This is a genomic window from Roseateles sp. P5_E4 (genome assembly GCF_054049255.1).
Window position 1 is genome coordinate 382,604 of sequence record NZ_JBFUMS010000003.1, and the last position, 25,243, is coordinate 407,846.

Here is a 25,243-nt window from a genome sequence, read left to right on the forward strand (position 1 = left end):
AACGCTCGACAATCGAGGCCAGCATGAATACCCGACCCATCCGTTTTTTCCACCGCGGCGAGGTCGTCGAGGTCCAGAACCTGCCCCCGACGACCACCGTGCTGCAATACCTGCGCGAGCATGCCGGCTGTACCGGTACCAAGGAAGGCTGTGCCGAGGGCGACTGCGGCGCCTGCACGGTCATCCAGGGCGAACTGGACACATCAGGCCAGCTGCAACTGCGCAACGTGAATGCCTGCACCCAATTCCTGCCGACGCTCGACGGCCGCGCACTGCTGACAGTGGAAGACCTGGGCGGCCCGCAGCGGCTCAACCCCGCCCAGCAGGCCATGGTGGACTGCCACGGCTCCCAGTGCGGCTTCTGCACCCCCGGCTTCGTCATGAGCCTGACGGCTTGTTATGAAACCCACCAAGCCGCCGGCACCAAGCCCACCCGCCAGCAACTGGCCGATGCGCTGGCCGGCAACCTCTGCCGCTGCACGGGCTACCGGCCCATCCTGGATGCCGGCGAACAGATGTTCGACGCGCCCGCCCGCTGCCTGGACCGTGCGCCCATCGCTCAGGCTCTGCAGACCCTGGCCGCCGACGAGCCGCTGGACTATGGCCACGCCGGCGCCCGCTTCCATGCACCGCAAAGCATCCACGACCTGGCCCTGCTGCGCGAGACCTATCCGCAGGCGACGCTGCTGGCCGGGTCGACCGACGTGGGCCTGTGGGTGAACAAGCAGTTCCGCGACCTGGGGGACGTCATCTACACCGGCCGTGTCGCGGCGCTGCGCGAGATCCGCAACGACGGTACCGGCCTGTGGATCGGTGCCGCCGCTTCGCTGGAAGACAGCTGGGCCGTGCTGACCGCCGCCGTGCCCCGCCTGCGTGAACTGTGGCTGCGCTTCGCGTCGCCGCCGGTGCGCCATGCCGGCACGCTGGGCGGCAACATCGCCAATGGCTCGCCCATCGGCGACGGTGCGCCGGCCCTGATCGCCCTGGGCGCCGACATCATCCTGCGCCGCGGCTCGCAGCAGCGCCGCCTCAAACTGCAGGACTTCTATCTCGACTACATGAAGAAGGACCTGCAGCCCGGCGAATTCGTCGAGGCACTGCATGTCCCCCTGCCCTCGCCCGACTGGCGCTTCAGCGCGCACAAGATCGCCAAGCGCCATGACAGCGACATCTCGGCCGTCTGCGCCGTGCTGGCGATCAGGCTGGATGCCGGCGCCGTGCAGGAGGCGCGCTTCGCGTTCGGTGGCATGGCCGCCATCGTCAAGCGCGCCGCCGCGGCGGAAGCCGCCGTCGTCGGCCAGCCCTGGAGCGAAGCCACTGCCAAGGCTGCAGCCGCCGCGCTGCCGCAGGACTTCAAGCCCATGACCGACATGCGCGCCAGCGCTGACTACCGGCTCAAGGTGGCGCAGAACCTTTTCATCAAGCTGTGGCTGGAAACCGTCGGCGCTGTGCCTGTCGGCGTCTGGCCGTCCATGCAAGAGGTGCTGGCATGAACAAGCCCGAAACCCTGTACCTCGCACAGCCCGTCGTCGGCAAGTCGCTGCCGCACGAGTCGGCGCATCTGCACGTCAGCGGCGCCGCGCCCTACATCGACGACCTGCCCGAGCCCGCCGGCACGCTGCACGCGGCGCTGGGCCTGTCGCCGATCGCGCACGGCAAGCTGCTGAGCGTCGACCTGGAGCGCGTCCGGCAGATGCCCGGCGTCGTCGCCGTGCTCAGCGCAGCCGATATTGCCGGTGAGAACAACTGCGGGCCGCTGCTGCATGACGACCCCATCCTGGCGGCGGACGAGCTGCGCTATGTGGGCCAGCCGGTGTTCGCCGTCATCGCGACCCACCGCGAACTGGCGCGCCGCGCGGCGGGGCTGGCCAGACAGGTCATCCAGGCCGAGCCGCTGCCGCCGCTGCTGACGGCACTGCAAGCGCATGCCGCCGGCCAGTACGTGCTGGCGCCTGCGCACCTGACGCGCGGCGAGCCGGCCGAACAGCTCGCCAGCGCACCGCACCGGCTGCAGGGAAGCTGGAGCCTGGGCGGCCAGGAGCAGTTCTATCTGGAGGGCCAGATCAGCCTGGCCGTGCCGCAGGAGGGCGGCGACGCCTTGCTCGTGCACTGCTCGACCCAACACCCGAGCGAGATGCAGCAGCTCGTGGCGCATTGCCTGGGCTGGCATGCGCATCGTGTCGTCGTGCAATGCCGGCGCATGGGTGGCGGCTTTGGCGGCAAGGAGAGCCAATCCGCTCTCTTCGCCTGCGTCGCGTCCATCGCTGCGCTGAAGCTGAAGAAACCCGTGAAGCTCCGCGTGGACCGCGACGACGATTTCCTCGTCACGGGACGCCGTCATGGCTTCGACTACCGATGGGATGTCGGCTTCGACGCCGACGGCCGCATCCTTGCCGTCGACATCGATCTGATCGCCAACGCCGGGCACAGCGCCGACCTTTCCGCCCCCGTGATGGCCCGCGCGCTCTGCCATTTCGACAACGCCTATTGGCTGCCGCATGTTGCGATGCACGGCTACTGCGCCAAGACCAACACGCAGAGCAACACGGCCTTCCGCGGCTTTGGCGGACCGCAGGGTGCCATTGCCATCGAGATGATCCTGGACGGTGTCGCCCGCCAGCTCGGATTGGACCCGGCCGAGGTGCGCCAGCGCAACTTCTACACCGCCGGCCAGGACATGACGCCGTACGGCCAGCGGGTCGAGGAACTGCACGCCCAACCGCTGACGGCGCAGTTGCTTGCCAGCAGCCGCTACGCCGAACGCCGCGCCGAGATCGCCGCCTTCAACGCGGCCAGCACGGTGCTGAAAAAGGGGCTGGCCTTCACGCCGGTCAAGTTCGGCATCTCTTTCAACGTCGCCCACCTGAACCAGGCCGGCGCACTGGTGCATGTCTACACCGACGGCTCGGTGCTGGTGAACCACGGCGGCACGGAAATGGGCCAGGGCCTGAACACCAAGGTGGCCCAGGTCGTCGCGCATGAGTTGGGCCTGCCGTTGGCCAGCGTGCGCTGCTCGGCCACCGACACGAGCAAGGTCGCCAACACGTCCGCCACGGCCGCATCCACCGGCAGCGACCTGAACGGCAAGGCCGCGCAGGATGCCGCGCGCAAGATCAAGGGGCGGCTGGCCGCCTTCGCCGCCGAGCGCTTTGGCTGCGCCGCCGAGCTGGTCGCCTTTGATGGCGGCCAGGTCAGCGGCGGCGGCCAAAGCCTGCCCTTTGGCGAACTCGTCGCCGCGGCCTACCTGAAGCGCGTGCAGCTGTGGAGCGACGGCTTCTACGCCACGCCCGGCCTGCACTGGGACCGCAGCAAGCTGCAGGGCCACCCTTTCTATTACTACGCCTGGGGCGGCGCCGTCTGTGAGGCGTTGGTGGACACACTGACCGGCGAAAGCCGCATCACGCGCGCCGACATCTTGCACGACGTGGGCCAGAGCCTGAACCCGGCCATCGACATCGGCCAGATCGAGGGCGGCTTCATCCAGGGCATGGGCTGGCTGACGACGGAAGAACTCGTCTGGCACCCCACGACGGGTTTGCTGACCACGCACGCGCCCAGCACCTACAAGATCCCGACCGCCAACGATTGCCCGCCGGAACTGCGTGTGGAGCTGTTCGGCGTGGCCAATGCCAGCGAAACCATCCACCGCAGCAAGGCCGTCGGCGAGCCGCCGCTGCTGCTGGGGTTTGCGGCCCTGCTGTCCATCAAGGACGCCTGCGCCGCCTGCGGCCCAGAGAATTGCGATCCGCCGCTGCAGGCGCCGGCCACGGCCGAGGCGGTGCTCAACGCGATCGACGCCGTCCGTTGAAGCTCATCGCCGCCCTCACCGTCCTGCTGGCGCTCGGCAGTTGCGCCACTGCACCGCCGGCGCCCGACATCGTCAGCGTCGACAGCTGGGGCGGCAGTGCAGCCACATCCACGGCAGCGCCGCAGCAGATCACGCACATCACGATCCACCACCAGGGCGAGATCTGGAAGGACGGCGCCGACGTCGAGGCCTACTTGCGCCGGCTGCAGCAGTGGTCGCGCCTGACCAAGCGCTGGGCGGACATCCCCTACCACTACGTCATCGCACCCGACGGCCGCATCTACGCGGCGCGGCCGCTGGCCCAGGCCGGCGACACCAACACCGAATACGACCCGCGCGGCCACGCCCTCGTCATGCTGGTGGGCAACTTCGAGGAGCAGCAGCCCACGCCGGCCCAGCTCAACGCCGCCGTCGAGCTGACCGCGTGGCTGGTCCGCCAACACCACCTCGGCCTGGACGCCATCGCCAGCCACAAGGACTACAGCCGGCAGACCGTCTGCCCGGGCAAGAATCTGTACGCCTACCTGGAATCCGGCTGGTTCAAGGCCGAGGTGGGCAAGCGCCTCTGATCAGCGGGTTTTCTGCGTGGCCGCCACGACGGCTGAGTGCGCGAGCTGACGTCGCGTGCCGTCAGCAGGTGCAGCACATGCGACGTGCGCTGACGGGGCGGCGCCGCTGGGGCGTGCTTCAATCGGTGCACAAAATGCCGAAACGGGAGAGGGCGACGTCATGAAACCATTGCTTTTGACCGCTGCACTGCTGGCGGCAGGCTGCAGCACCGCGTCGCCCCTGCGTCAATCGCAAGAAAGTTTCAACGCGGCTTACGGCGTGGTCGCAGGCAACGCCGACACCATCGTCATTTCCAGTTCGCCGCCGTATGTGCAGGTCACGGTGGTGGACAAACGGACGTCGGAGGTTCACACGCGCTGCATCAACGCCTACTCTCTTCTCGGCGCCTTGGGACTTGAGCACAGCCTGCCGGTCGGCTCACACGCGGAAACGCTAAGGCTCGCACTGACCAACAAAGAGCGGCGTTTCGAATTCACCAAGCCGGAGGCCCTGGCCAACCTGGTCATCAGCTACGCCGACGCCGACCTTGAAGTGATGCGGCAACGATTGGCGCCCTACAGCGACGCTGAACTTGCAACAGGATTCGGCGGCTGGGGAACGCTTCAGAGCTTGCTCGACGGCTCGCCTGCAGACCGCCCCCGGGCCTATCGCGACGCTGCGGCCTGTGTCCTGATCGACCGGGGTTTCTCGCCACGAATCGCTGATCGGACCGGAGCGCTGGTGATATACCGCTGACCGCGGCGTCCATCGTCAACGCGCGCGTTGCGTCGCGACCACCACCGCCTGGGTGCGCGAGTTCACGCCCAGCGCCCTCAGCACCGCGGCCACATGGTCCTTCACGGTGTCCACGCTGACACCCAGCTCGCGGGCGATCAGCTTGTTGGACAGGCCTTGCGTGAGCAGATGCAGCACATGCTTCTGGCGCGGCGTCAGCGGCAGCTCCGCCCAGTCGCCTGGCGCGGGGCCAGCCGAGGCCGGTGTGGCTGCAACGGGTTCAGCCGCACGCTTGAGCGGCGGCACATAGGTGCCACCGGCCAGCACCAGGTGCAGGGCCTGGACCAAGGTATTCAGGTCGCTGCGTTCGGGCACATAGCCCATGGCGCCGGCACCCAGAGCCTGCAGGGCCTCCTCGGTGTCGTCGCTGCCGGAGATGACGACGACCGGCAGCAGCAGGTGCTCGCGGTGGATCTGCTGCAGCAGCTCGAAGCCGCCATCGATGCGCAGGTCCAGCAGCACGAGCCGGGGGATGGCCTGGCCCAGCGCGTCGCGCGCGGCGGCGACAGTGTCCACGCCCTGCACCTGCGCCCCGGCGAAATGCTGCTCGATCAGGCCGGTGAGCGCGGCGCGCACCATCGGAAAAGCATCGACCAGCAAAACCTTCATCACCCCTCCTCGTTGAACCGCGGCGGCATGATATTCAACGCAGGGCCGCGGCGAGCAGGGGTTTGGCCCAGGCGGGCACGCTGCGCAGCGGTGCATGGGCAACGACCCGGCCCAACTGCATCTGCAACAGCAGCACGGGCTGGGGCCGGCGGCCGGCGCGCGGGTCGGCCTCGAAGCTGTTGTCATAAAGGCGCAGGCTGGCCAGGTGAGGCATCAGCTTGACGAGATTGCCGCGGCTGGCGTCAAAGCGCTCGCGCACCTTGGCCTCGGGAATGTCGTGCCCACCCGCGGCCACGCGTGCCTGGATGCGGCGCAGGTGCAGTTCAGGCGTGGCAAGGCCGGCGTACCAGACATGCACCTGGGCACCACCCCGTGCGCCGTCCAGCAGCAACTGGGTCATGCTGGTGCCGCCCAGCGTCGTCTCGAAGGCATAGGTCAGGCTTTCGGCCAGCGCCTTCTCCAGGCCGCGTCGGCCCAGCGTCCAGGCCAGGCCATTGGCCTGTTCGGCGGACAGGCTGGGCTGCTGCTCACGCAAGCGCGCGGCGGCGATGTCGGGATTGAAGAACTCGGCCCCGCTGGCCTGGATGGCCGCGCCGCCGAGGGAACTCTTGCCAGCGCCATTGACGCCGGCGAGCACGTAGAGGCGTGCCGGCAATTCAGCAGTCCGTTCCGGACACAGGCACCGGGCCGAGCGCCGGGCCGCTCCCAAGCCGGCCCGTCAGGCGATGTGCTTGCCGGTCAATCCGGCAAGCATCGCCGTCCCCGCGGGGGACCGACCAGGTTGGCCCGCGTCCAGCGAGGCCAAACTGGGCGAGGGGCCGTCTCATTCAGGCGGCCTTGCGAACGGGTTTGCGCGGCTTGGCGGCCTTCACGGCCACGGCGCCGATGGCCTCGGGTGTCATCGCGAAGGCATCGGCCAGCGCCTCGCCCTGGTCCTGCATGCGCGCCAGCATCGCGTCGAACTCGCCGCCTAATGCACCCAGATCGGGCTCGGCGGCACGCTGCATTTCGCGGTAGCGCTCGACCGACATCAGCACGAAGGCGGGCTGGTCATGCTTGGTGATCAGCACCGCGCCATGGGCCGCGACCGTGCGGCCGACTTTCTGGATACCCGCCACGAGCTGGGTGGCCGACACGCTGGGCAGCTGGTCGGCCAGGGCTTGTTCGAGGACTGCAGACATGATGAGGCTCCCGACTGGCATGGCCGCATTTTGCCTATTTTGGGAAAAATAGGAAATTTAGGGGATTGCGGGAGGCCGAAAATCAGTGCGCTTCTTCCCAGTTCGCGCCAACACCCACCTCGGCCAGCAGCGGCACCTTGAACTCGGCCACGCCGGCCATCAGGCGTGGCACCTCGGTGCGCATCCAGTCCAGTTCGACCTCGGGCACCTCGAAAACCAGTTCGTCGTGCACCTGCATGATGATCCTGGACTGCTTGCCGGCACTGTCCAGTTCCGCCTGCACGGCCAGCATGGCCAGCTTGATCAGGTCGGCCGCCGTGCCCTGCATGGGCGCGTTGATGGCCTGGCGCTCGGCACCGGCGCGGCGCGGGCCATTGCCGCCGCGGATCTCGGGCAGGTAGATGCGCCGGCCGAACAGCGTCGACACATAGCCGAGTTCGGCTGCGCTCGCCTTGGTCTCGTCCATGTACTTCTTGACGCCGGCAAAGCGGGTGAAATAGCGCTCGATGTAGTCCTTGGCCGCTTTCTGCTCGATGCCCAGGGCCGAGGCCAGGCCGAAGGCGCCCATGCCGTAGATGAGACCGAAGTTGATGGTCTTGGCATAGCGACGCTGCTCGCTGGAGACCTCGCCCAGCGCGACGCCGAACACCTCGCTGGCCGTCGCCTTGTGCACGTCCTGCCCTTCCTGGAAGGCGCGCAGCAGCCCCGGGTCCTCGCTGATGTGGGCCATGATGCGCAACTCGATCTGCGAGTAGTCGGCGCTGACGATGCTGAAGCCCTCGGGCGCCACGAACGCCTCGCGCACTCGCCGGCCTTCCGCCGTACGGATGGGGATGTTCTGCAGATTGGGCTCGTTGCTGGACAGCCGCCCGGTCACGGCCACGGCCTGCGCATAGTTGGTGTGCACGCGGCCGGTGTGGGCGTTGATCTGCAGTGGCAGCTTGTCGGTGTAGGTGCTCTTGAGCTTGGACAGGCCGCGGTATTCCAGGATCTTGGCCGGCAGCGGAAAGTCGGCGGCGAGTTCGGTCAATACCTCTTCGTCGGTGGATGGCGCGCCGGTGGCGGTCTTCTTCACGACCGGCAGGCCCAGCTTGGTGAACAGGATGTCGCCGATCTGCTTCGGTGAGCCGATGTTGAAGGGCTGGCCGGCGATCTCGTAGCACTGCTGCTCCAGCAGCACCAGGCGTTGGCCGATCTCATGGCTTTGCAGCTTCAGCCGTTCTGAATCGATCAGCACGCCGTTGCGCTCCACCCGCGCGAGCAGGTCGGCCGTGGGCATCTCGATGTCGCGGTAGATGTGCGTCATGCCAGCGTCGGCCTCGATCTGCGGCCACAGCACGCTGTGCAGATGCAGGCACATCTCGGAATCCTCACCCGAGTAGGTCGTGGCCTTGGCCACATCGACCTGCGCGAACGGGATCTGGTGCGCGCCCTTGCCGCACAGGTCCTCGTAGCTCAGGCCCTTGCGGCCCAGGTGGCGCTCGGCCAGCGCTTCCAGGTTGTGGGTCTTGTGGGCCTCCAGTACATAGCTCTGCAGCAGCGTGTCGTGCTGCACGCCGGCCAGGTTGACGCCATGGTTGAGAAGCACATGGCGGTCGTACTTCAGGTTCTGGCCGATCTTCTTGGCCGATGCGTCTTCCAGCCAGGGCTTGAGCCGCGCCAGCACGGCGTCCAGCGGCAGTTGCTCGGGCGCGTCCGGGCCGCTGTGGGCCAGCGGGATGTAGGCCGCTTCGCCGGGCTTGTCGGCGAAGGAGATGCCGACGATGCGGGCGGCCATCGGGTCCAGCGAATCGGTCTCCGTGTCCAGCGCGCACAGCGGCGCGGCGTGCAGGCGGATGAGCCAGGCTTCCAGTTGCTCGAAACTCAGGATGGTTTCGTACTGGCGGGCAACCTCGGCCGCGCCGGCGGGCGGTTCCGGCTCGTCGAACAGGCCCGGGTTGGCCACCGGTGCCGCCTTGGGCTTGGCCACCACCGCGGTGCCGGTCAGTTCCTCCAGCCAGGCCTTGAAGCCGTTGCGCACGTAGAACTCGCCCAAACGCGCCTTGTCCGGCTCGCGGAAAGCCAGCTCCTCCAGCTTGGGCCAGCCCGGCACATGCTCGGCGAGCTCGCAATCCAGCTTCACGGTGACCAGCTTGCGACCCATGGGCAGCCAGTCCAGCGCGGCGCGCAGGTTCTCGCCGGCCTTGCCCTTGACCGTGGGCGCAGCGGCGATGACGCCGTCCAGCGAGCCGTATTCGGACACCCACTTCGCCGCGGTCTTGGGGCCGACGCCGGTCACGCCAGGCACGTTGTCCACGGTGTCGCCCATCAGCGTCAGGTAGTCGATGATGCGATTGGGCGGCACGCCGAACTTCTCCAGCACGCCGGCCTCGTCCAGTCTCTCGTTGCTCATCGTGTTGATGAGCTCGACGTCGGCGTTGACCAGCTGGGCCAGGTCCTTGTCGCCGGTCGACACGATGACGCGATGGCCCTCCTGGGCCGCAATGCAGCACAGCGTGCCGATGACGTCGTCGGCCTCCACGTTCGGCACCGTCAGCGTGGGCCAGCCCAGCAGCTTGACGACCTCGTGGATGGGCTCGATCTGCGCGCGCAGCTCAGGCGGCATGGGCGAGCGTTGGGCCTTGTATTCGGGATACCAGTCGTCGCGGAAGGTCTTGCCCGGCGCATCGAACACGCAGACGGCGTGGGCCGCGCCGATGTCGCTCTGCAGTTTTTTCAGCATGGCCACCATGCCACGCACCGCCCCGGTGGGCTGGCCCTCGGGGCCGCGCAGGTCGGGCATGGCATGGAAGGCGCGATACAGATAGCTGGAGCCGTCGACCAGCAGCAGGATGGGTTTACTCATGGCGACGGATTGTCCGGCAGCCCGCCACCTAGAATCGGCAGCATGTTGCGCCTTGCCGTACCCCTGCTGCTCGCTGCCCTGTGTGGCGGCGCCCTCGCTGACCCGCCGCCAGAACCCAAGGTCGAGCGCACCGTGGCCGAGGACGATCAGGTCCGCATCGAGGAGCTGAAGGTGCGCGGCGAGGCCAAGAAGGTCACGGTCAAGAACAAGCTGACCAAGGCCCCGGACTACGAAATCGTCGTCAACGACGCCGGCCGCGAATCGGCCGGCGGCACGGGCACGGGCATGCCCAAGAGCGGCTCGGGCGCGCGGGTCTGGCGAGTTCTCAAATTCTGATCGCAAGCGGCCCTCGGGGTCGCTTTCTGGACCCATGGCCGTTTTCACCGAAGTCAGCCCGGCGCAGGCGCAAGCCCTGCTAGACCATCTCGCCCTCGGGCAACTCAGCTCGCTGCGCGGCATCGGCGCGGGCATCGAGAACACGAACTACTTCGTCGATTGCCAGGATGCCAATCAAAGTGGCCACTATGTCCTGACGCTGTTCGAGCGCCTGACGGCCGAGCAACTGCCCTTCTACCTGCGCCTGATGCAGCACCTGGCCCAGCGCGGCGTGCCGGTCCCTGAACCGCACGCGGACGCCGCCGGCGAGATCCTCTTCGAGGTGGCGGGCAAGCCCGCGGCCATCGTCGACCGTCTGCATGGCGGCCACCAACTGGCGCCTGACGCCTTCCACTGCAGCCAGGTGGGTGCCACGCTGGCACGCATGCACCTGGCGGCCCAGGATTTCCCGCTGCACCAGCCCAATCTGCGCGGCCTGGCCTGGTGGCGCGAGGTGGTGCCGCAGCTCCTGCCCTTTCTGAGCGGCCCTGAAGCCGAGCTGCTGCAAAGCGAGCTGGCCTACCAGGAACAGCTCGCCGCGTCGCAGGACTACGCCCAGCTCGCGCGCGGCCCCATCCACGCCGACCTGTTCCGCGACAACGTCATGTTCGAGCCCGGCGAAGGCCCTGGCCGCGAGCGCCTGACGGGCTTCTTCGACTTCTACTTCGCCGGCGTCGACACCTGGCTGTTCGACCTCGCCGTCTGCCTGAACGACTGGTGCATCGACCTGACCGACGGCCGCCTCATCGAGGAGCGCGCCGCCGTGTTCGTCGCCGCCTACGAGAGCGAGCGGCCGTTGTCCGGTGCCGAGCATCGCTTGCTGCCGGCCCTGCTGCGCGCGGCGGCACTGCGCTTTTGGGTGTCACGCCTCTTTGACCTGCACTTGCCGCGTGAGGCCTCGCTGCTCAAGGCCCACGACCCACGCCACTTCGAGCGCGTGCTGCGCGAGCGCATCGCCAAGCCCTGGCACGCACTGCACGGCGGGGTCGGCGAATGACGATGCAACTGCACTTGCAGCAGGTGCCGGCCGGCAACGGGCGGCTCTGGATACGCCATGGTTTCAAGATCTTCAGGCGCCAGCCACTGGCCTTCTCGGGCCTGCTCGGCCTGGCGCTGCTGGTTTCCATGCTGCTGAGCGCGCTGCCCTTCGTCGGCCCCATGCTGGGCCTGATGGCCATTCCGGTCTGTTCGCTGGGCTTCATGCTGGCCACGCACCTGGCGCTGCAGCGCAAGATGCCCCATGTGGACGTCTTCATCGCCCCCTTCCGGCTGACGCCTGAACGGCGCCGCCACCAGTTCGTGCTGTGCGCGGGCTTTGCGCTGGTCATGCTGCTGATCCTGCTGCTGGCCGACCAGATCGACGGCGAGGTCACCCACGAGCTGATGGAGTTGATGAAGCGCGACGCGAACGCCGACGCGATCGCCGCCATCGCGGCCGACCCGCGGCTGATCTGGGGCTTCATGGTCCGCGCGGTCGGCATGACCGCACTGTCGATCCCCTACTGGCATGCACCGGCCCTGGTGCATTGGGGTGGGCAGAGCGCCGCCCAGTCGCTGTTCTCCAGCACGCTGGCGCTGTGGCGCAACAAGGGCGCTTTCGCGCTGAACGCCCTGCTGTGGGCGGCGCTGATGTTTGCCTGCAGCGGCGTCATCAGCGTGGTCTTCGGCCTGCTCGGCCTGCTGCAGTTCGCGCCGGTGGCCTCGGTGGCCTGCTTCCTGGTGCTGGCGGCGGTGTTCTACGCCTCGCTGTACTTCAGCTTTGTCGACTGCTTCATGTTCGGCGCGCCGCCGAACCTGCTCGACGACTCGAAGGGCTGACCCCTCGCTGGGTCGGCCGCGTTTTCACGCGGCCGACATGCAAGCTCCCTACATTGCGCGGCTCGTGCCAGGCCGGCGCACGGCGTGTGCGGGCCTGGCTGTGCAGTCCCTGAACAGCAGCCGCCAACATGTCCCAGACCCTGAATCGTCGCCACGCCCTGAAGTACATGGGCGTTCCCCTGATGCTCCCCCTCGGTGGAACCGCTGTCGCCGGCCTGTTGACCGGCTGCGGCGGTGGCAGCGATGACAACAACACGCCCGCTCCCAGCTTCGCGTCCGCCAGCTTCGTCGCGATGGCCGCCCCCAGCCTCGCCACCCCGGCCGACATGGCCAAGACCCTCGTCAACTCGACGCTGATGGTCAAGTTCAGCGACGACAGCACCCAGGGCTTCTCGCTGTCGTATGCCCCCTTCTTCACGACCGGCGACCTGGTGCCGGACGGCAAGGGCGGAACCCTGCTGGCGGGCGGCTATGTCGACTTCGCCGGCAAGCCCATCATCGACACGACGGTGGCCGACAAGAACCGCCAGTTCTTCAGCGATTCGCCCGACGGCACCTCGCTGCTCAAGCTCGACAACGCCAGCGTTGCCGGCATCAAGGGCAACGCCGTCTTCGCCGTCGTGCAGTTCGAATACACGACCTGGGCGCAGGACGGCAAGACCGACATGTACGGCAAGCTGCCCTCGCCCATCGCCGTGCTGACGCTGGACCAGGACCCGGCCACAGGCAAGCTGTCGCTCGTGAAATACCACAACGTCGACACCGCACCGGCAATGGGCCTGTGGATCACCTGCGGCGCCAGCTTGTCGCCCTGGGGCACGCACCTGTCCAGCGAGGAGTACGAGCCCGACGCCTTCACGATCGCCAGCAACGCCCAGTTCAAGGCCTACAGCAAGAACCTGTTCGGCAGCGAGACCCAGGCCAACCCCTACCACTACGGCCACCTGCCGGAGGTCACCGTCAACCCCGACGGCAGCGGCACCATCAAGAAGCACTACTGCCTGGGCCGCATCTCGCATGAGCTGATCCAGGTCATGCCCGACAACCGCACCGCCATCATGGGCGACGACGCGACCAATGGCGGCTTCTTCATGTTCGTGGCCGACAAGGAGAAGGACCTCTCCGCCGGTTCGCTGTTTGTGGCCAAGTTCGGCGCCGGCTTCTCGCTGGACACGGCTGCCGCCGGCGCGCCCATCAGCTGGATCAAGCTCGGCTCGGCCACCAGCGCGGAGATCAAGGCGCTGGCCGACACGCTCAAGGCCACCGACATCATGGACGTGGCCACCACCGACCCGCTAGACGCCAGCTTCACCAAGATCTGGCTCGGCGGCAAGGTGCAGTGGGTGCGCGTGAAGGCCGGCATGGACAAGGCCGCCGCCTTCCTTGAAACCCACCGCTACGCCGCGCTCAAGGGCGGCTCGATGGCCTTCACCAAGATGGAGGGCACGACCGTCAACGCCAAGGACAAGATCGCCTACTCCGCGCTGCAGAACATGCAGAGCTCCATGGTGCGCGGCAACGCGGCCTGGAACGAGGCCGCCAACATCACCATCGACAAGGCCCTGAACGCCGGCGGCGTGCTGGCCCACACGCTGAGCACGGGCCAGAAGGACACGGCAGGCGGTGCCATCACCAGCGACTGGGTACCTTCGCTGACCAAGACCCTGCTGATCGGCGAAGACCTGGCCACGGCCGACGCCCTGGGCAACCTTGCCAACCCCGACAAGATTGGCGCGCCCGACAACCTGAAGTTCTCGGAGAAGCTGCGCACCCTCTTCATCGGCGAGGACAGCAGCTACCACGTCAACAACTTCGTCTGGGCCTACAACGTCGACACCAAGGCGCTGACCCGCCTCGTGTCCATGCCCTCGGGCGCCGAGGCCACCGGCCTGGGCGTTGTGGACGACCTCAACGGCTGGACCTACATCACCAGCAACTTCCAGCATCCCGGCGACTGGGGCGTGCCGCTGCACAACGTGGTCAAGGCCACGCTGGACCCGCTGGTGCGCGCCAACTATAAGGACCGCTTTGGCGCCCAGGTGGGCTATCTGACCGGTGCGGCCACGAGCGTCAAACTGGCCAAGATCGGCTGATTGCCGGCGTCTGACTGAAGGGCTGCGTGAGCAGCCCTTTCTCATGGGTCATTGCGCCCGGCACCTATCGCATCACCATGGCTCGGCCGCAGGCTGCACGCCCTCGCCGAACTCGCGGGCCACGTCGGCACTCAGCTCACCGGTGCCCGCATGGCGCCGCTGGCGGTCTTGCTGCTTGCCCAGCGCCGATTCGAGGGCCCTCGTCAACTTGTCGGCCGCGCCCTCGATGGCCTGGTGCATGCTTTCGGCCTGGTGCTTGACCGCGATGTTCTTCAGCCCCACCACGCGCGCCTCCAGCAGACAGCGCATGTCATCAGGGCCCGATTTCTCACCGCTGTTCATGTCGCCCAGATGCGCCTCCACATGCGTCACCTGGCCCTTGTAGTGGTCGACCGCGCCGCGGATCACGCTCTCGACATGCTCAATCAGCTTCTCACGGCCCTCTACGTGGTTGTCGGTCTCGATTTGCACCTGCATTGCATTCCTTTCGGCGTACGGAAGTCGCGCGCTTGAAACCAAGGGGCAAGCGGCATGCCGTAGGGCGCCTGGCCGAACGAAGTCCGAGCATGGCGGCGGCGGATAACCTGCTGGACTGAACTCGCACACACGGCGGCGTCAGCGGCAATGGGATAGGCAATAGGGCGACGTAAGTTTCAAACGCCCTGCCGGACCAAACGCGCATGACTGCCGGCCAGCGCGGCAAGGTCCGGGCCACGCTGGACCCGATGGAACGCATGCGCTGGGACTCAGCTACGCCAGACGCGGCAAGCGACGCGCCGGTTTCAGGTAGCCTGCTTTCCCAGAACATGCACGACTCGCTCATCCTTCACTGGCAGTTTGACCCCATCGCGTTCGCCATCGGTCCGCTACAGATCCACTGGTACGGCATTTGTTGGGCGGTCGCCTTCTTCGGCGCCGAATTCAGCGTGCGTCGCCGGCTCGCGGCGATGGGGTGGCATGACGTTGACGTGTCTACCCTCGTCGTGTGGGCGCTGCTGGGCACCATGCTCGGCGCCCGCCTGGCTCACTGCCTCTTCTACGACCCAGCGTCCTACCTTTCTCATCCCCTCAGGATCCTGGCGATCTGGGAGGGTGGGATGGCCAGCCACGGCGGCGCGGTAGGCTTGGTCGTTGCGCTGTGCTGGGGCCTGCCACGGTATGCACCGGGCTTGCCACTCCTGTCATTGCTCGATGCGACGACATTTGCCGCGGCGTTTGGTGCGGCCCTCATTCGCACGGCCAACTTCTTGAACTCGGAGATCGTCGGCAATCCCACCTCCGGGCGCTGGGGCGTGGTGTTTAGCCGCGTCGACGCCAGCCCGCGTCATCCTGTGCAGTTGTACGAGGCGGTGGCCTACCTGCTGGTGCTCGTAGCACTTCGAATCGCCGCGCGCCGGCACGCAGCGTTGCAAAAGCCGGGCTGCCTCACGGGCCTGTTCCTCGCGCTAGTCTTCGGTGCACGAGCGGTGATCGAGACCTGGAAGACACCGCAGGCGGTATACGAAGCCGGCGCAGTCTTCTCCGTCGGCCAGTGGCTCAGCGTTCCGTTCGTGCTGCTGGGCGTAGTGCTCATGATTCGCGCGTGCAGCAAGACTGCTCCAAAGTAGCTGGAACGCCGTGCACGTCAGCGCTCACGCGGAATCGCATACGTCCCCGTCGCGTGCGCCACCGGCTCGTCCTCGCCCTCCGAGAAGATCCACACCTCGCCCACGGCCAGCGACTTGCCCAGCTTCATCAGCCGGCAACGCGCCACCACCCGCCGGTCGGCGCGCGGCTTGCGCAGGAAGTTGATCGAGAGATTCGTCGTAACCGCGAGCGGCACGATGCCGATGCGCGCCAGGATGGCGAGGTAGAGGGCCACGTCGGCCAGCGTCATCATGACTGGGCCCGACACCGTGTTGCCGGGGCGGAGCTCGTGCTCGCCCACCGGATGGGCGACGACGACGCTGCCGTCCTCGTCCACCTCCTCCAGCGTGCAGCGGTTCTGCGGGAACTCGGCCTTCAGAAAGGCCACTAGCTCCGCATGTGAGGGGCGGTGTTCAGACATGGCGTTTTGCAAGCAATTGCGAGGGAAGCGGCCGCCAGCCTAGCACCGCGTCCAGAATGACCCGCATGAACCTCGCCGACCGGGGCTTCACTGGCTCCATCCCCCAACTCCATGAGCACTATCTGGTGCCCATGCTCTTCGATCCCTATGCCGAGGACCTGGCCGCGCGGGCAGCTGCGTTGCGCCCGGGGCGGTTGCTGGAGATCTCTGCAGGCACCGGCGTGCTGACGCGCCATCTCGTCGGCGAGCTGCCCGACAACGTCGACATTGTGGCCAGCGAACTCAACGCCACCATGCTGGACATGGCTGCCACCCGTGGCACAGACAGGCCCGTCGAGTGGCGGTTGGCCGATGCAGCGCAGTTGCCCTTTGCCGACGAGAGCTTCGACCTCGTCGCCTGCCAGTTCGGCGTCAGCCTCTTCGCCGACCGGCCGCGCGCCTTTGCCGAGATCCGCCGCGTGCTCAGGGCCGACGGCGTGTTCCTCTTCAACGTCTGGGATCACCTCGACAGCAATGAGCTGGCCGAGACGATCACGCAGGCCCTGGCCCAGGCCTTCCCGGACGACCCGCCGCGCTTCCTCGCTCGCGCGCCGCACGGCTGCCACGACATCCACGCGCTGCGCCAGGAGCTCAGCGACGCCGGCTTCGAGCACGAGGCGGACTTCGTCACGCTGCCGCTGCGCGCCTGCGCGGAGTCACCTTCCCAGCCCGCCCTGGGCTTCTGCCAGGGCACGCCGTTGCGCGCCGAGATCGAGAAGCGCGCGCCGGGCCGCCTGCCCGAGATGACGGCCCTCGCGGCCCGCGCCATCGCCGACCGCTTCGGTGTCGGCGCCATCGACTCGCGCATGCAGGCCCACGTGGTCATCGTGGGGCACTGAAGCCCCTCGCCCAACCTCGCAGCGCTGAACGCGCGCGAGTCTGGTCGGTCCCCCGAGGGGACGGCGATGCTCGCGGCATCGAGCCGCGAGCACATCGCCAACCGGGCCGGCTCGGGAGCGGCCCAGCGCTCGGCCCGAAGATCCCGCCGACTCAGTCTATTGGAGTGAGCTTCGCAACTGAAAGAGCCAGCCACTTCGTGCCATGCCGGCCGAAGTTGACCTGCGCCCGCGCATCCGTGCCCGAGCCCTCCAGCGTCAGCAGCACGCCTTCGCCGAACTTGTTGTGGAAGACCCCCTTGCCCACGCGCAGGCCGCCGTGCTCCTCGGACACCTTCTGCTTCATGCTGGCCGGCACGGGCGGCTCCACCCAGGCGGCCCTTTCTCCACGATTGGGCACATTGCCCGCGCCCACCATGCCCTTGAGCCCCGAGCCCCGCTGCCAGGCCTGCTGATACTCGCGCGCAAAGCCGGAGCCGAAGCCCTGGTTGCGCGGCGTCAGCCACTTCAGCGCTTCCTCGGGCAGCTCGTCGAAGAAGCGACTCTTGATGTGATAACGCGTCTGGCCATGCAGCATGCGGGTCTGGCAGAAACTCAGTGACAGCTTCTTGCGGGCCCGCGTGATGGCCACGTACATGAGGCGGCGCTCTTCCTCCAACCCGTCATGGTCGGACATCGAGTTCTCGTGCGGGAACAGCCCTTCTTCCAGGCCCGTGATGAAGACGGCGTCGAACTCCAGGCCCTTGGCCGAGTGAACGGTCATCAGCTGCACGGCATCCTGGCCCGCCTGGGCCTGGTTGTCACCGGCCTCCAGCGAGGCATGCGTCAGGAAGGCCACCAGCGGCGACATGATCTCGCCCGTCTCCGCGTCGGGCACCGAGCCCGGCGTGCCCGTGGACTGCACGCTCGGAGCCACTTCGTCCACCGGCAGGCCGACGGCGTTCTTGCCGAAGCCCTCCTGCATGACGAAGGCCTCGGCGGCGTTGATCAGTTCGTCCAGGTTCTCCAGCCGCTCGGCGCCGTCCTTGTCGGTGCGGTAGAAGTCCAGCAGGCCCGAGGTCTCCAGCACCTGCTCGATGATCTCGCGCAGCGTCATGCCTTGCGTCAGGTTGCGCGTCGAGTCGATCAGGTTGGTGAAGGCGACCAGATTGGCGCCGCCCTTGCCGGTGATGGCGCCCACGCTCTGGTAGAGGCTGCGGCCGCTGGCCTTGGCGGCGTCCTGCAGGTTCTCCAGCGTCTTGGCGCCGATGCCGCGCGTCGGAAAGTTGACGACGCGCAGGAAGCTCGTGTCGTCGCTCGGGTTCTCCAGCAGGCGCAGATAGGCCAGCGCATGCTTGACCTCGGCGCGCTCGAAGAAGCGCAGGCCGCCATAGACGCGATACGGGATGCCCGAGTTGAACAACGCCGACTCGATGACCCGCGACTGCGCATTGCTGCGGTAGAGGATGGCAATCTCCTGCCGGTCCATGCCGCCGCGGTGCAGGCTCTGGATCTCCTCGATGACCCACTGCGCCTCGGCGAAGTCGCTCGGCGACTCCTGCACGCGAATCGGGTCGCCCAGGCCGGCGTCGGTGCGCAGCGTCTTGCCCAGGCGCTGGCTGTTGCGGCTGATCAGCTCGTTGGCGGCGTCCAGGATGTGGCCGAAGCTGCGGTAGTTCTGCTCCAGCTTGATGACTCGTCTGACGCGGTACTCGCGTTCGAAATCGGCCATGTTGCCGACGCGGGCACCGCGAAAGGCATAGATGCTCTGGTCGTCGTCGCCCACCGCCAGGATGCTCTGGCCGTTGTCCAAGCCCGGCGGCGCGAACATCTTCAGCCAGGCGTACTGCAGCTTGTTGGTGTCCTGGAACTCGTCGACCAGGATGTGGCGAAAGCGGTGCTGATAGTGCTCGCGCACCGAGGCGTTGTCGCGCAGCAGTTCATAGCTGCGCAGCATCAGCTCGGCGAAGTCCACGACGCCCTCGCGCTGGCACTGGTCCTCGTAGTTGGCGTAGATCTCGACGAGGGTCTTGGTCTGCTCGTCACGCTGCTCCACGTCGCCGGGGCGCTGGGCGTCTTCCTTGCGGCCGGCAATGAACCAGCCGACCTGCTTGGGCACAAAGCGCTCCTCGTCGAGCTTCATCGCCTTGATGACACGCTTGACGGCCGAGGTCGTGTCGCTGGCGTCCAGGATCTGGAAGGCCTGGGGCAGATTGGCCAGCTTCCAGTGCGCACGCAGGAAGCGGTTGCACAGGCCGTGGAAGGTGCCTATCCACATGCCGCGCACATTGAAGGGCAGCATGGTCGAGAGACGCGTCAGCATCTCCTTGGCGGCCTTGTTCGTGAAGGTCACGGCCATGATGCCGCCCGGGCTGACCTGGCCGGTCTGCAGCAGCCAGGCGATGCGGGTCGTCAGCACACGGGTCTTGCCCGAGCCGGCACCGGCCAGGATCAGCGCGGGTTCCGGCGCCGCGGTCACTGCGGCGAGTTGTTCGGGGTTGAGGTTGCGCAGCAGGGGGCTGGAAGCAGCGTCGACCACAGCGTCGACAGGGGAAGAAGTCATCCCGGCATTCTAGGGAAGCCCCTCGTTACAGCCTGGCCGGCGCCCGCCGCTGACCGTGCGGGGTCGTTGGGGATACTTCTGGTTTTCCCCTAAAGCACTTTCGGAATGCAACGTCTCACTCTCGCCCTCGGCACCATCGCCCTCACCCTCGCCTCGCAGGCCACGCTGGCCCAAGACACGCCCGACGGCAAATGGCACGGCGGGCTCAGCGTCTCCGGCGCACTGGCCAGCGGCAACAGCAGCAGCCGCACATTGGCCGCCAATGCGGATGCCAGCGTCGCGACGGCCGAAGACAAGCTCAGCCTCTACGGCATCGCCAACTACGGCCGCAACAAGAACGCGGGCGTCGACACCACCACCGCCGACCTGTTGCGCCTGGGCGGCCGCTACGACTTCAACCTCGGCCCGCAGTGGTTCTCCTTTGGCGGCGCGGAAGGCGAAACCAACAAGGCCGGCGGCGTGCGCGACCGCTACAGCCTCAACGGCGGCGCGGGCTACCACCTGGTGAAGGACGATGCCAACAGCTGGGACGTCTTCAGCGGTCTCGGCTACACCGCCACCCGCCTGACGGACGGCAGCGAGGCCAATGGCGCGCAAGTGCTGTTCGGCGAAGAGTCCAGCCACAAGGTCAGCGAGACGACGACGCTGAAGCAGCGCCTCGTCTACTACCCCGGCGGCGGCGACCTCGGCAACCGCGCCACCTTCGACGCCGGGCTGGCCACGCAGATCATCGCCGGCTGGACGCTCAACGCCGGCCTGTCCAGCCGCTACACCGGCCACGTGCCCGCGGGCACCAAGAAGACGGATAACCTGCTGACCGTGGGCTTCGGCTACAAGTTTTGACCTCAACGGCCTTTGCGCACCTTGCCGGCCCGCCCGGCCTTGGACCATTCATAGGTCTCGCCGTCCGGCGTTCGCCCGCCTTCGACCGCGGCCACGCCCGGCCGGCCCACGCTTTCATCCAGCTCGGTTGAGATGCTGACGTGGCGATGCCCTGCCCTGCGCCGGTCCTCGGCCCAGGCCAGGGCCTGCGTCAGCTCCTTGCTGCTGAAGAACTGGCAGACCGGGGTCGCCTCTTCGCCCTCACCTTCCAGCCAATACACCACGATGCCCAAGCGCGTCTCCGTCTGCGTTGAAGGCCGCAGCGTAGCGGCTCGGCAATTGATTGCCAAAAGCAAGTATTTTGAAGATGATGGCCCATGACCGCCGATCAAGCCCTGGACGTCCGCGCCTTCAATCGCTTCTATACGCGCCGCATCGGCGTGCTGGCGCCGAAGCTGGACAGCGACTTCACGCTGCCGGAGGCCCGGCTGATGTGGGAACTGGCGCATCACGCGCCGATCAGCGCCTCGGCGCTCAGCAAGAGCCTGCAGCTGGACGCTGGCTATATGAGCCGGCTGCTGCGCGGATTGAAGAACCGCGGCCTGCTGGCCAGCCAGGCCCATCCCAGCGACGGCCGCCAGACACTGCTCAAGCTCAGCCCCGCCGGCAAGCGCGCCTTCGTGCCGCTGGACCGCGAGGGCACGGCCAAGGCCCAGGCCATGCTCGCGCCGCTGTCGGCAACACAACGCCACGCGCTGCTGGGCTCGATGTCGCGCATCCAGGCCGTGCTGGAGCCCGACGCCACGGCAGCCGTTGAGCTGCGCTCCCCCCAACCAGGCGACCTGGGCTGGATCGTCGAGCGGCATGGCGCTTTCTACGCCGCCGAGTACGGCCTGGACGTGCGCTTCGAGGCGCTGGTGGCGCGCATCTGCGCCGACTTCGTCGACCGCTTCCAGCCCCAACGCGAGGCCTGCTGGATCGCCGCGCGCGGCACCGAGCGCCTGGGCTGCGTGATGCTCGTGCAGGCACGCGATGAATCTCAAGATGGGGCCACCGGCAAGCCGCGCCCCGGCGTCGCCAAGCTGCGCCTGCTGCTGCTGGAGCCCCATGCGCGGGGCCTCGGCCTGGGCAAGCTCCTGGTTCGCCAGTGCAGCGACTTCGCCCGCGCCGCCCGCTACAAGCACATCGAGTTGTGGACGCAGAGCGCATTGACCGCCGCCCGCGCCATCTACGCGGCCGAGGGCTACCGGCTGGTGCACAGCGAGCCCTTGAACAGCTTTGGCCAGGACGTCATCAGCGAGAGCTGGGAGCTGACCCTCTAGCGCCTCGCACCAGCCCTGTGCGGGCCGTTGCACACTTGCGGGGCTCCCGACCGCGGCCTCCGCCGCCGCTGTGCGGTTCTGCGCATTCCGGACCGGTCCCGTGCTGGCATGCGATTTGCGCTGTGACCGCCCATGACAAGCAATCGGGAAGTCAGCATGCCGGCCGCATCCACGCAGTTCGGGCCGCCGCGACAACTTCCCGCACCCGTTGCCGCCTGCCCTCAGCACCTGGAACAGGCCGCCGGCTTCGGCCAATGGTGGTACGACCCGCAGACCGGCGTCACCCATCTGTCACCCACGGCGGCCGAATACCTGGAGATGCCGACCCGTTCGGCCAGCGGCCTGGGCGTCTGCCTGGGCCATGTCGTCGAGGACGATCTGCCGGAATTGATCCGGCTCTGGACCGGCGCCCAGCCCCAGCTCCCACTGGACATCCGCGTCATCGGCCTGGCCCGCGGCCTGCGCTGGCTGCGCGTGACGCCACTGCCCCCCGACCCGGCGCACCCTCGCTGGCGCCACGGCCTGCTGCAGGACGTGACCGCCCTCACCCACGCGGCCGTGCGCGAGCGCCTGGGCTATGCGTTGACGGAATACCTGATCGGCACCCACACGCTGGAGGATGCGATCAGCAACGTCATCCAGCTGATCTGCCGCAACCTCGGCTGGGAGTGGGGCGCCTACTGGAACATGGAGGACGGCGGCGGCCGCCTGCATTGCCGGCACTTCTGGCACCAACCCGACGCCCGGCTCGAACAATTCAGCGCGGTGAGCTCGACACTGAAGATGGCGCCCGGCGAGGGCCTGGTCGGCCGTGTCTGGGCCACGGGCAGCGCCGAGTGGGTGGAGGACATGAGCACCGACCCGCGCTTCCTGCGCCGTGGCAGCGCGCAGATGTGCGGGCTGTGGTCGGGCTATGTGTTCCCGGTCACCTATGTGTCGGACAACGGCGAACGCCACCGCCCCGGCGTGCTGGAGTTCTACAGCAGCCTGGCCCGCCAGCCCGAGGCGCAGCTGCCCAAGGTCTCGGCCACCATCGGCGCGCTGATCGCCCAGACCGCCCAACGCCTGGAGACCGAGGCCGTCATCCACCGCCTGGCCCAGATCGACGAGATGACCGAGCTGGACAACCGCGCCCACTTTTACGCCCAGCTGAATCGCCATTGCGCGTTGAGCCACCGACAGGGTCGCCGCTTTGCGCTGATGTTCATCGACCTCGACCGTTTCAAGCCCATCAACGACGCCTTCGGCCACGAGGCCGGCAATGCGGTGCTGCAGGCATTTGCGCAGCGGCTGCGCGAGCTGGCGCCGCCGCCGGCCCGCGTCGGCCGCCTGGGCGGCGACGAGTTTGCGGTGCTGGTGCCTGACAGCGGCGACGAGCAGGCGCTGGCGGCCCTGGCCGATGCCGTGCTTGCCGCCGCCAGCCGCCCCATCAGCTACGAGGGTGTGGCGCTGACCGTGTCGGCCAGCATTGGCGTCAGCCGCTTTCCCGAGAACGGCCAGACCGGCCCCGAGCTGCTGCGCAGCGCCGACGCGGCCATGTACCGCGTCAAGCAGAACGGCCGCAACGGCAGCAATGTCTTCTCGACCAGCAGCCCCGACACCTTGGCCCAGCAGCGCGCCAAGCTGGCGCAGCGCCTGTCCATCGAGACCGAGCTGCACGAGGCGCTGCAGACCGGGCAGCTGCGCCTGGTCTACCAGCCCATCGTCGACATCGCCACGGGCGCCCTGCATGGCGCGGAGGCGCTGATCCGCTGGCACAAGCCCGATGGCACGACGGTGCCGCCGGACGTGTTCATTCCGATCGCCGAGCAGAGCGACCTTATCGTCGACATCGGCCGCTGGGTGCTGGGCCAGGCCCTGCGCGACCTGGCCTCTCTCAAGGGCACCGCACTGCAGAAGCTCAAGGTCCACGTCAACATGGCGGCGTCCGAGTTCACGAGCAGCGCCCTGCCCGAGATGCTCGGCGCCATGTCGACCGGGCTCGAAGTGCCGGCCTCGCAGGTGGTGCTGGAGCTCACCGAGGGCATGCTGATGCGCCAGCCCGAGCAGGTCAGGCGCGTCATGCACCAGCTGCGCGAGATCGGCTTCGAGATCTCGCTGGATGACTTCGGCATGGGCCATTCGTCGCTGGCCATGCTGAAAAGCCTGCCCATCAGCTCGCTGAAGATCGACCGCAGCTTCGTGCGCGACCTAGCCACGGGCGAGCGTGACCGCGCCATTGCCCAGACCATCGTCGACCTCGGCCGGCACCTGCAGCTGGAGGTCATTGCCGAGGGCATCGAGAGCGCAGACCAGCTCGAAGTGCTGGGCCAATGCGGCTGCGCCTTTGGCCAGGGCTATCTGCTCGGCCGGCCCCTGCCTTTGCCAAGGCTCATCGAGTCTTTTCTCGACGGCCGCTCGGCCGCTGATACCCCCGCTAGAGTGCCGGCATGGAAACCTCCATGCCCTGCCCCTGCGGTCGCCGTGCCGCCTATGCCCACTGCTGCGGCGCCCTGCACAAGGCCTTTGAGGCTGGCCAGGGCCTGACCGCAGCCACGCCCGAGGCGCTGATGCGCTCGCGCTACTCGGCCTTCGTGCTGGACCTGCGCGACTATCTGCTGGCGAGCTGGCATGCGAGCACGCGGCCTGCCGATCTGGAGGCGCCCGAGCCGGGGCTGAAATGGCTGGGCCTGGACGTGAAGCGCACCGCGATGCCGGACGCCGACCACGGCAGCGTCGAGTTCGTCGCACGCAGCAAGCTCGGCGGCCGGGCGCATCGGCTGCATGAAGTCGGCCGCTTCGTGCGCGAGAACGGCGCGTGGTTCTATCTGGACGGCGAACTGAGCGGCGACCTTAAAAATTGACTCTGACCCTGCTTTATCAGGACGAGCACCTGGTCGCCATCGACAAGCCGGCCGGCCTGCTGGTGCACCGCACCCAGCTCGCGGCCCACGAGGATGAGGCCGCGCTGCAGCTGCTGCGCGACCAGCTCGGCCGCACCGTCTGGCCCGTGCACCGGCTGGACCGAGGCACCTCGGGCGTGCTGCTGTTTGCGCTGTCGGCCGAGGTTGCCTCGCTGCTCGGCGCGATGTTCGAGCAGGGGCTGATGGACAAGCGCTATCTCGCTCTTGTGCGCGGCTGGCCCGGTGCTGACGAAGGTCTGGTCGATCACCCGCTGGCGCGCGACCCTGAGCAGCCGTCGGCGGGGCAGGCGATGCTGGCAGCGCAGACCCGCTGGCGCGTGCTGGAGCGCATCGAGTGGGCACTGGCCACCGACCCGCGCTTCCCCACCACCCGCGTCGCCCTGCTCGAAGCCGAACCGTTGCAAGGCCGCCGCCACCAGATCCGCCGCCATCTGAAGCACATCGCCCATCCCATCCTCGGCGATGCGACGCATGGCAAGGGGCCGCTCAATCGAGCTGTCGCAGCATTCCTGGGCACACAGCGGCTGTGGCTGCATGCGCGCGAGCTGAAGCTGGTTCACCCGGTCACTGGATCGCCACTGCAATTGGAGGCGCAACCGGGCGCCACCTGGCCCGGCATTGACAGGGACTGGACTGATTGAAGCCCCTGTCGCGTCGGC

General features: G+C 67.7%; 23 protein-coding genes. 15 read left to right on the forward strand and 8 right to left on the reverse strand.

Annotation, left to right across the window (positions count from 1 at the left end; genetic code table 11):
* Nucleotides 1–23 precede the first annotated feature (23 nt).
* The 4 genes from xdhA to ACXJLH_RS08795 all read left to right on the forward strand — a co-directional run bounded on the left by xdhA (nucleotide 24) and on the right by ACXJLH_RS08795 (nucleotide 5,113).
* The gene (gene xdhA, locus ACXJLH_RS08780) at nucleotides 24–1,493 is read left to right on the forward strand and encodes a xanthine dehydrogenase small subunit (RefSeq protein ID WP_457443479.1); all 1,470 of its coding nucleotides are present in this window, start codon (nucleotides 24–26) and stop codon (nucleotides 1,491–1,493) included.
* Nucleotides 1,490–3,808: a xanthine dehydrogenase molybdopterin binding subunit gene (gene xdhB / locus ACXJLH_RS08785; protein WP_457443481.1), complete on the forward strand. Its 2,319-nt coding sequence runs from the start codon at nucleotides 1,490–1,492 to the stop codon at nucleotides 3,806–3,808. Before xdhA ends, xdhB begins: the two co-directional genes overlap by 4 nt.
* The gene (locus ACXJLH_RS08790) at nucleotides 3,805–4,377 is read left to right on the forward strand and encodes a peptidoglycan recognition protein family protein (protein WP_457322432.1); all 573 of its coding nucleotides are present in this window, start codon (nucleotides 3,805–3,807) and stop codon (nucleotides 4,375–4,377) included. Before xdhB ends, ACXJLH_RS08790 begins: the two co-directional genes overlap by 4 nt.
* 160 nt (nucleotides 4,378–4,537) lie before the next feature.
* On the forward strand, nucleotides 4,538–5,113 hold the full coding sequence (locus ACXJLH_RS08795) for a hypothetical protein (protein ID WP_457349523.1): 576 nt from the start codon (nucleotides 4,538–4,540) through the stop codon (nucleotides 5,111–5,113).
* Nucleotides 5,114–5,128: 15 nt separating this feature from the next.
* On the opposite strand, the gene ACXJLH_RS08800 is transcribed toward ACXJLH_RS08795, so the two are convergent.
* From ACXJLH_RS08800 to polA, 4 genes are all read right to left on the reverse strand, one after another.
* Nucleotides 5,129–5,761, reverse strand: coding sequence for a response regulator transcription factor (locus ACXJLH_RS08800; protein WP_457322436.1), 633 nt, complete (start codon nucleotides 5,759–5,761; stop codon nucleotides 5,129–5,131).
* A gap of 34 nt (nucleotides 5,762–5,795) precedes the next feature.
* On the reverse strand, nucleotides 5,796–6,416 hold the full coding sequence (locus tag ACXJLH_RS08805) for an AAA family ATPase (RefSeq protein WP_200955293.1): 621 nt from the start codon (nucleotides 6,414–6,416) through the stop codon (nucleotides 5,796–5,798).
* Between the two features lie 172 nt (nucleotides 6,417–6,588).
* Nucleotides 6,589–6,942 (reverse strand): type II toxin-antitoxin system prevent-host-death family antitoxin, encoded by a 354-nt coding sequence (locus ACXJLH_RS08810; RefSeq protein WP_162247800.1) that lies wholly within the window; start codon nucleotides 6,940–6,942, stop codon nucleotides 6,589–6,591.
* Nucleotides 6,943–7,024: 82 nt separating this feature from the next.
* A complete protein-coding gene (gene polA, locus ACXJLH_RS08815; RefSeq protein WP_457443483.1) occupies nucleotides 7,025–9,787 on the reverse strand; it encodes a DNA polymerase I in 2,763 nt (920 codons plus the stop codon).
* 42 nt (nucleotides 9,788–9,829) lie between these two features.
* On the opposite strand from polA, the gene ACXJLH_RS08820 reads away from it, so the two are divergent.
* The 4 genes from ACXJLH_RS08820 to ACXJLH_RS08835 all read left to right on the forward strand — a co-directional run bounded on the left by ACXJLH_RS08820 (nucleotide 9,830) and on the right by ACXJLH_RS08835 (nucleotide 14,073).
* Nucleotides 9,830–10,123: a hypothetical protein gene (locus tag ACXJLH_RS08820; RefSeq protein WP_056198468.1), complete on the forward strand. Its 294-nt coding sequence runs from the start codon at nucleotides 9,830–9,832 to the stop codon at nucleotides 10,121–10,123.
* Nucleotides 10,124–10,157: 34 nt separating this feature from the next.
* Nucleotides 10,158–11,159: a homoserine kinase gene (locus ACXJLH_RS08825; protein ID WP_457349515.1), complete on the forward strand. Its 1,002-nt coding sequence runs from the start codon at nucleotides 10,158–10,160 to the stop codon at nucleotides 11,157–11,159.
* Between the two features lie 2 nt (nucleotides 11,160–11,161).
* Nucleotides 11,162–11,980: a BPSS1780 family membrane protein gene (locus ACXJLH_RS08830; protein ID WP_056198476.1), complete on the forward strand. Its 819-nt coding sequence runs from the start codon at nucleotides 11,162–11,164 to the stop codon at nucleotides 11,978–11,980.
* Nucleotides 11,981–12,108: 128 nt separating this feature from the next.
* Nucleotides 12,109–14,073: a PhoX family protein gene (locus ACXJLH_RS08835; protein WP_457443485.1), complete on the forward strand. Its 1,965-nt coding sequence runs from the start codon at nucleotides 12,109–12,111 to the stop codon at nucleotides 14,071–14,073.
* Between the two features lie 72 nt (nucleotides 14,074–14,145).
* On the opposite strand, the gene ACXJLH_RS08840 is transcribed toward ACXJLH_RS08835, so the two are convergent.
* Nucleotides 14,146–14,550: an HPF/RaiA family ribosome-associated protein gene (locus tag ACXJLH_RS08840; protein ID WP_082567421.1), complete on the reverse strand. Its 405-nt coding sequence runs from the start codon at nucleotides 14,548–14,550 to the stop codon at nucleotides 14,146–14,148.
* A gap of 203 nt (nucleotides 14,551–14,753) precedes the next feature.
* On the opposite strand from ACXJLH_RS08840, the gene lgt reads away from it, so the two are divergent.
* The gene (gene lgt / locus ACXJLH_RS08845; RefSeq protein ID WP_457443487.1) at nucleotides 14,754–15,680 is read left to right on the forward strand and encodes a prolipoprotein diacylglyceryl transferase; all 927 of its coding nucleotides are present in this window, start codon (nucleotides 14,754–14,756) and stop codon (nucleotides 15,678–15,680) included.
* Between the two features lie 17 nt (nucleotides 15,681–15,697).
* Here the strand turns inward: lgt and ACXJLH_RS08850 are convergent, their stop codons facing one another.
* Complete coding sequence (locus tag ACXJLH_RS08850) at nucleotides 15,698–16,120, reverse strand: PaaI family thioesterase (protein ID WP_457443489.1); 423 nt, start codon at nucleotides 16,118–16,120, stop codon at nucleotides 15,698–15,700.
* Nucleotides 16,121–16,185: 65 nt separating this feature from the next.
* On the opposite strand from ACXJLH_RS08850, the gene ACXJLH_RS08855 reads away from it, so the two are divergent.
* Nucleotides 16,186–16,998, forward strand: a complete 813-nt coding sequence (locus ACXJLH_RS08855) for a class I SAM-dependent methyltransferase (protein WP_056198489.1) — start codon at nucleotides 16,186–16,188, stop codon at nucleotides 16,996–16,998.
* Between the two features lie 151 nt (nucleotides 16,999–17,149).
* Here ACXJLH_RS08855 and ACXJLH_RS08860 read toward each other — a convergent pair whose 3' ends face one another.
* Complete coding sequence (locus ACXJLH_RS08860) at nucleotides 17,150–19,537, reverse strand: UvrD-helicase domain-containing protein (RefSeq protein WP_457443491.1); 2,388 nt, start codon at nucleotides 19,535–19,537, stop codon at nucleotides 17,150–17,152.
* A gap of 105 nt (nucleotides 19,538–19,642) precedes the next feature.
* On the opposite strand from ACXJLH_RS08860, the gene ACXJLH_RS08865 reads away from it, so the two are divergent.
* Nucleotides 19,643–20,380: a DUF481 domain-containing protein gene (locus ACXJLH_RS08865; protein ID WP_457443493.1), complete on the forward strand. Its 738-nt coding sequence runs from the start codon at nucleotides 19,643–19,645 to the stop codon at nucleotides 20,378–20,380.
* A 2-nt stretch (nucleotides 20,381–20,382) separates the two neighbouring features.
* Here the strand turns inward: ACXJLH_RS08865 and ACXJLH_RS08870 are convergent, their stop codons facing one another.
* Nucleotides 20,383–20,643, reverse strand: coding sequence for a hypothetical protein (locus ACXJLH_RS08870; protein WP_394326334.1), 261 nt, complete (start codon nucleotides 20,641–20,643; stop codon nucleotides 20,383–20,385).
* 93 nt (nucleotides 20,644–20,736) lie between these two features.
* Here ACXJLH_RS08870 and ACXJLH_RS08875 point away from each other — a divergent pair, with 93 nt between their 5' ends.
* The 4 genes from ACXJLH_RS08875 to ACXJLH_RS08890 all read left to right on the forward strand — a co-directional run bounded on the left by ACXJLH_RS08875 (nucleotide 20,737) and on the right by ACXJLH_RS08890 (nucleotide 25,225).
* The gene (locus tag ACXJLH_RS08875) at nucleotides 20,737–21,681 is read left to right on the forward strand and encodes a bifunctional helix-turn-helix transcriptional regulator/GNAT family N-acetyltransferase (RefSeq protein ID WP_457443495.1); all 945 of its coding nucleotides are present in this window, start codon (nucleotides 20,737–20,739) and stop codon (nucleotides 21,679–21,681) included.
* Between the two features lie 156 nt (nucleotides 21,682–21,837).
* Nucleotides 21,838–24,207 carry a putative bifunctional diguanylate cyclase/phosphodiesterase gene (locus tag ACXJLH_RS08880; protein WP_457443497.1) on the forward strand — a complete coding sequence of 790 codons (2,370 nt, stop codon included), beginning with the start codon at nucleotides 21,838–21,840 and terminating at the stop codon, nucleotides 24,205–24,207.
* A complete protein-coding gene (locus tag ACXJLH_RS08885) occupies nucleotides 24,111–24,524 on the forward strand; it encodes a YchJ family protein (protein ID WP_457443499.1) in 414 nt (137 codons plus the stop codon). The genes ACXJLH_RS08880 and ACXJLH_RS08885 overlap by 97 nt, the downstream gene beginning before the upstream one ends.
* Nucleotides 24,521–25,225, forward strand: coding sequence for a pseudouridine synthase (locus ACXJLH_RS08890; protein WP_457443500.1), 705 nt, complete (start codon nucleotides 24,521–24,523; stop codon nucleotides 25,223–25,225). The genes ACXJLH_RS08885 and ACXJLH_RS08890 overlap by 4 nt, the downstream gene beginning before the upstream one ends.
* The last annotated feature ends 18 nt before the right edge of the window (nucleotides 25,226–25,243 follow it).

Excerpts from the sequence above, each read along its gene's own strand:
- ACXJLH_RS08800 (WP_457322436.1), bottom strand. The coding sequence starts at position 5,761 with ATGAAGGTTTTGCTGGTCGATGCTTTTCCGATGGTGCGCGCCGCGCTC.
- xdhA (WP_457443479.1), top strand. The coding sequence starts at position 24 with ATGAATACCCGACCCATCCGTTTTTTCCACCGCGGCGAGGTCGTCGAG.
- ACXJLH_RS08880 (WP_457443497.1), top strand. The coding sequence starts at position 21,838 with ATGCCGGCCGCATCCACGCAGTTCGGGCCGCCGCGACAACTTCCCGCA.
- ACXJLH_RS08860 (WP_457443491.1), bottom strand. The coding sequence starts at position 19,537 with ATGACTTCTTCCCCTGTCGACGCTGTGGTCGACGCTGCTTCCAGCCCC.
- ACXJLH_RS08810 (WP_162247800.1), bottom strand. The coding sequence starts at position 6,942 with ATGTCTGCAGTCCTCGAACAAGCCCTGGCCGACCAGCTGCCCAGCGTG.
- ACXJLH_RS08795 (WP_457349523.1), top strand. The coding sequence starts at position 4,538 with ATGAAACCATTGCTTTTGACCGCTGCACTGCTGGCGGCAGGCTGCAGC.
- ACXJLH_RS08855 (WP_056198489.1), top strand. The coding sequence starts at position 16,186 with ATGAACCTCGCCGACCGGGGCTTCACTGGCTCCATCCCCCAACTCCAT.
- ACXJLH_RS08820 (WP_056198468.1), top strand. The coding sequence starts at position 9,830 with ATGTTGCGCCTTGCCGTACCCCTGCTGCTCGCTGCCCTGTGTGGCGGC.
- ACXJLH_RS08830 (WP_056198476.1), top strand. The coding sequence starts at position 11,162 with ATGCAACTGCACTTGCAGCAGGTGCCGGCCGGCAACGGGCGGCTCTGG.
- xdhB (WP_457443481.1), top strand. The coding sequence starts at position 1,490 with ATGAACAAGCCCGAAACCCTGTACCTCGCACAGCCCGTCGTCGGCAAG.
- ACXJLH_RS08825 (WP_457349515.1), top strand. The coding sequence starts at position 10,158 with ATGGCCGTTTTCACCGAAGTCAGCCCGGCGCAGGCGCAAGCCCTGCTA.
- ACXJLH_RS08850 (WP_457443489.1), bottom strand. The coding sequence starts at position 16,120 with ATGTCTGAACACCGCCCCTCACATGCGGAGCTAGTGGCCTTTCTGAAG.
- ACXJLH_RS08835 (WP_457443485.1), top strand. The coding sequence starts at position 12,109 with ATGTCCCAGACCCTGAATCGTCGCCACGCCCTGAAGTACATGGGCGTT.
- lgt (WP_457443487.1), top strand. The coding sequence starts at position 14,754 with ATGACTGCCGGCCAGCGCGGCAAGGTCCGGGCCACGCTGGACCCGATG.
- polA (WP_457443483.1), bottom strand. The coding sequence starts at position 9,787 with ATGAGTAAACCCATCCTGCTGCTGGTCGACGGCTCCAGCTATCTGTAT.
- ACXJLH_RS08840 (WP_082567421.1), bottom strand. The coding sequence starts at position 14,550 with ATGCAGGTGCAAATCGAGACCGACAACCACGTAGAGGGCCGTGAGAAG.
- ACXJLH_RS08865 (WP_457443493.1), top strand. The coding sequence starts at position 19,643 with ATGCAACGTCTCACTCTCGCCCTCGGCACCATCGCCCTCACCCTCGCC.
- ACXJLH_RS08885 (WP_457443499.1), top strand. The coding sequence starts at position 24,111 with ATGGAAACCTCCATGCCCTGCCCCTGCGGTCGCCGTGCCGCCTATGCC.
- ACXJLH_RS08875 (WP_457443495.1), top strand. The coding sequence starts at position 20,737 with ATGACCGCCGATCAAGCCCTGGACGTCCGCGCCTTCAATCGCTTCTAT.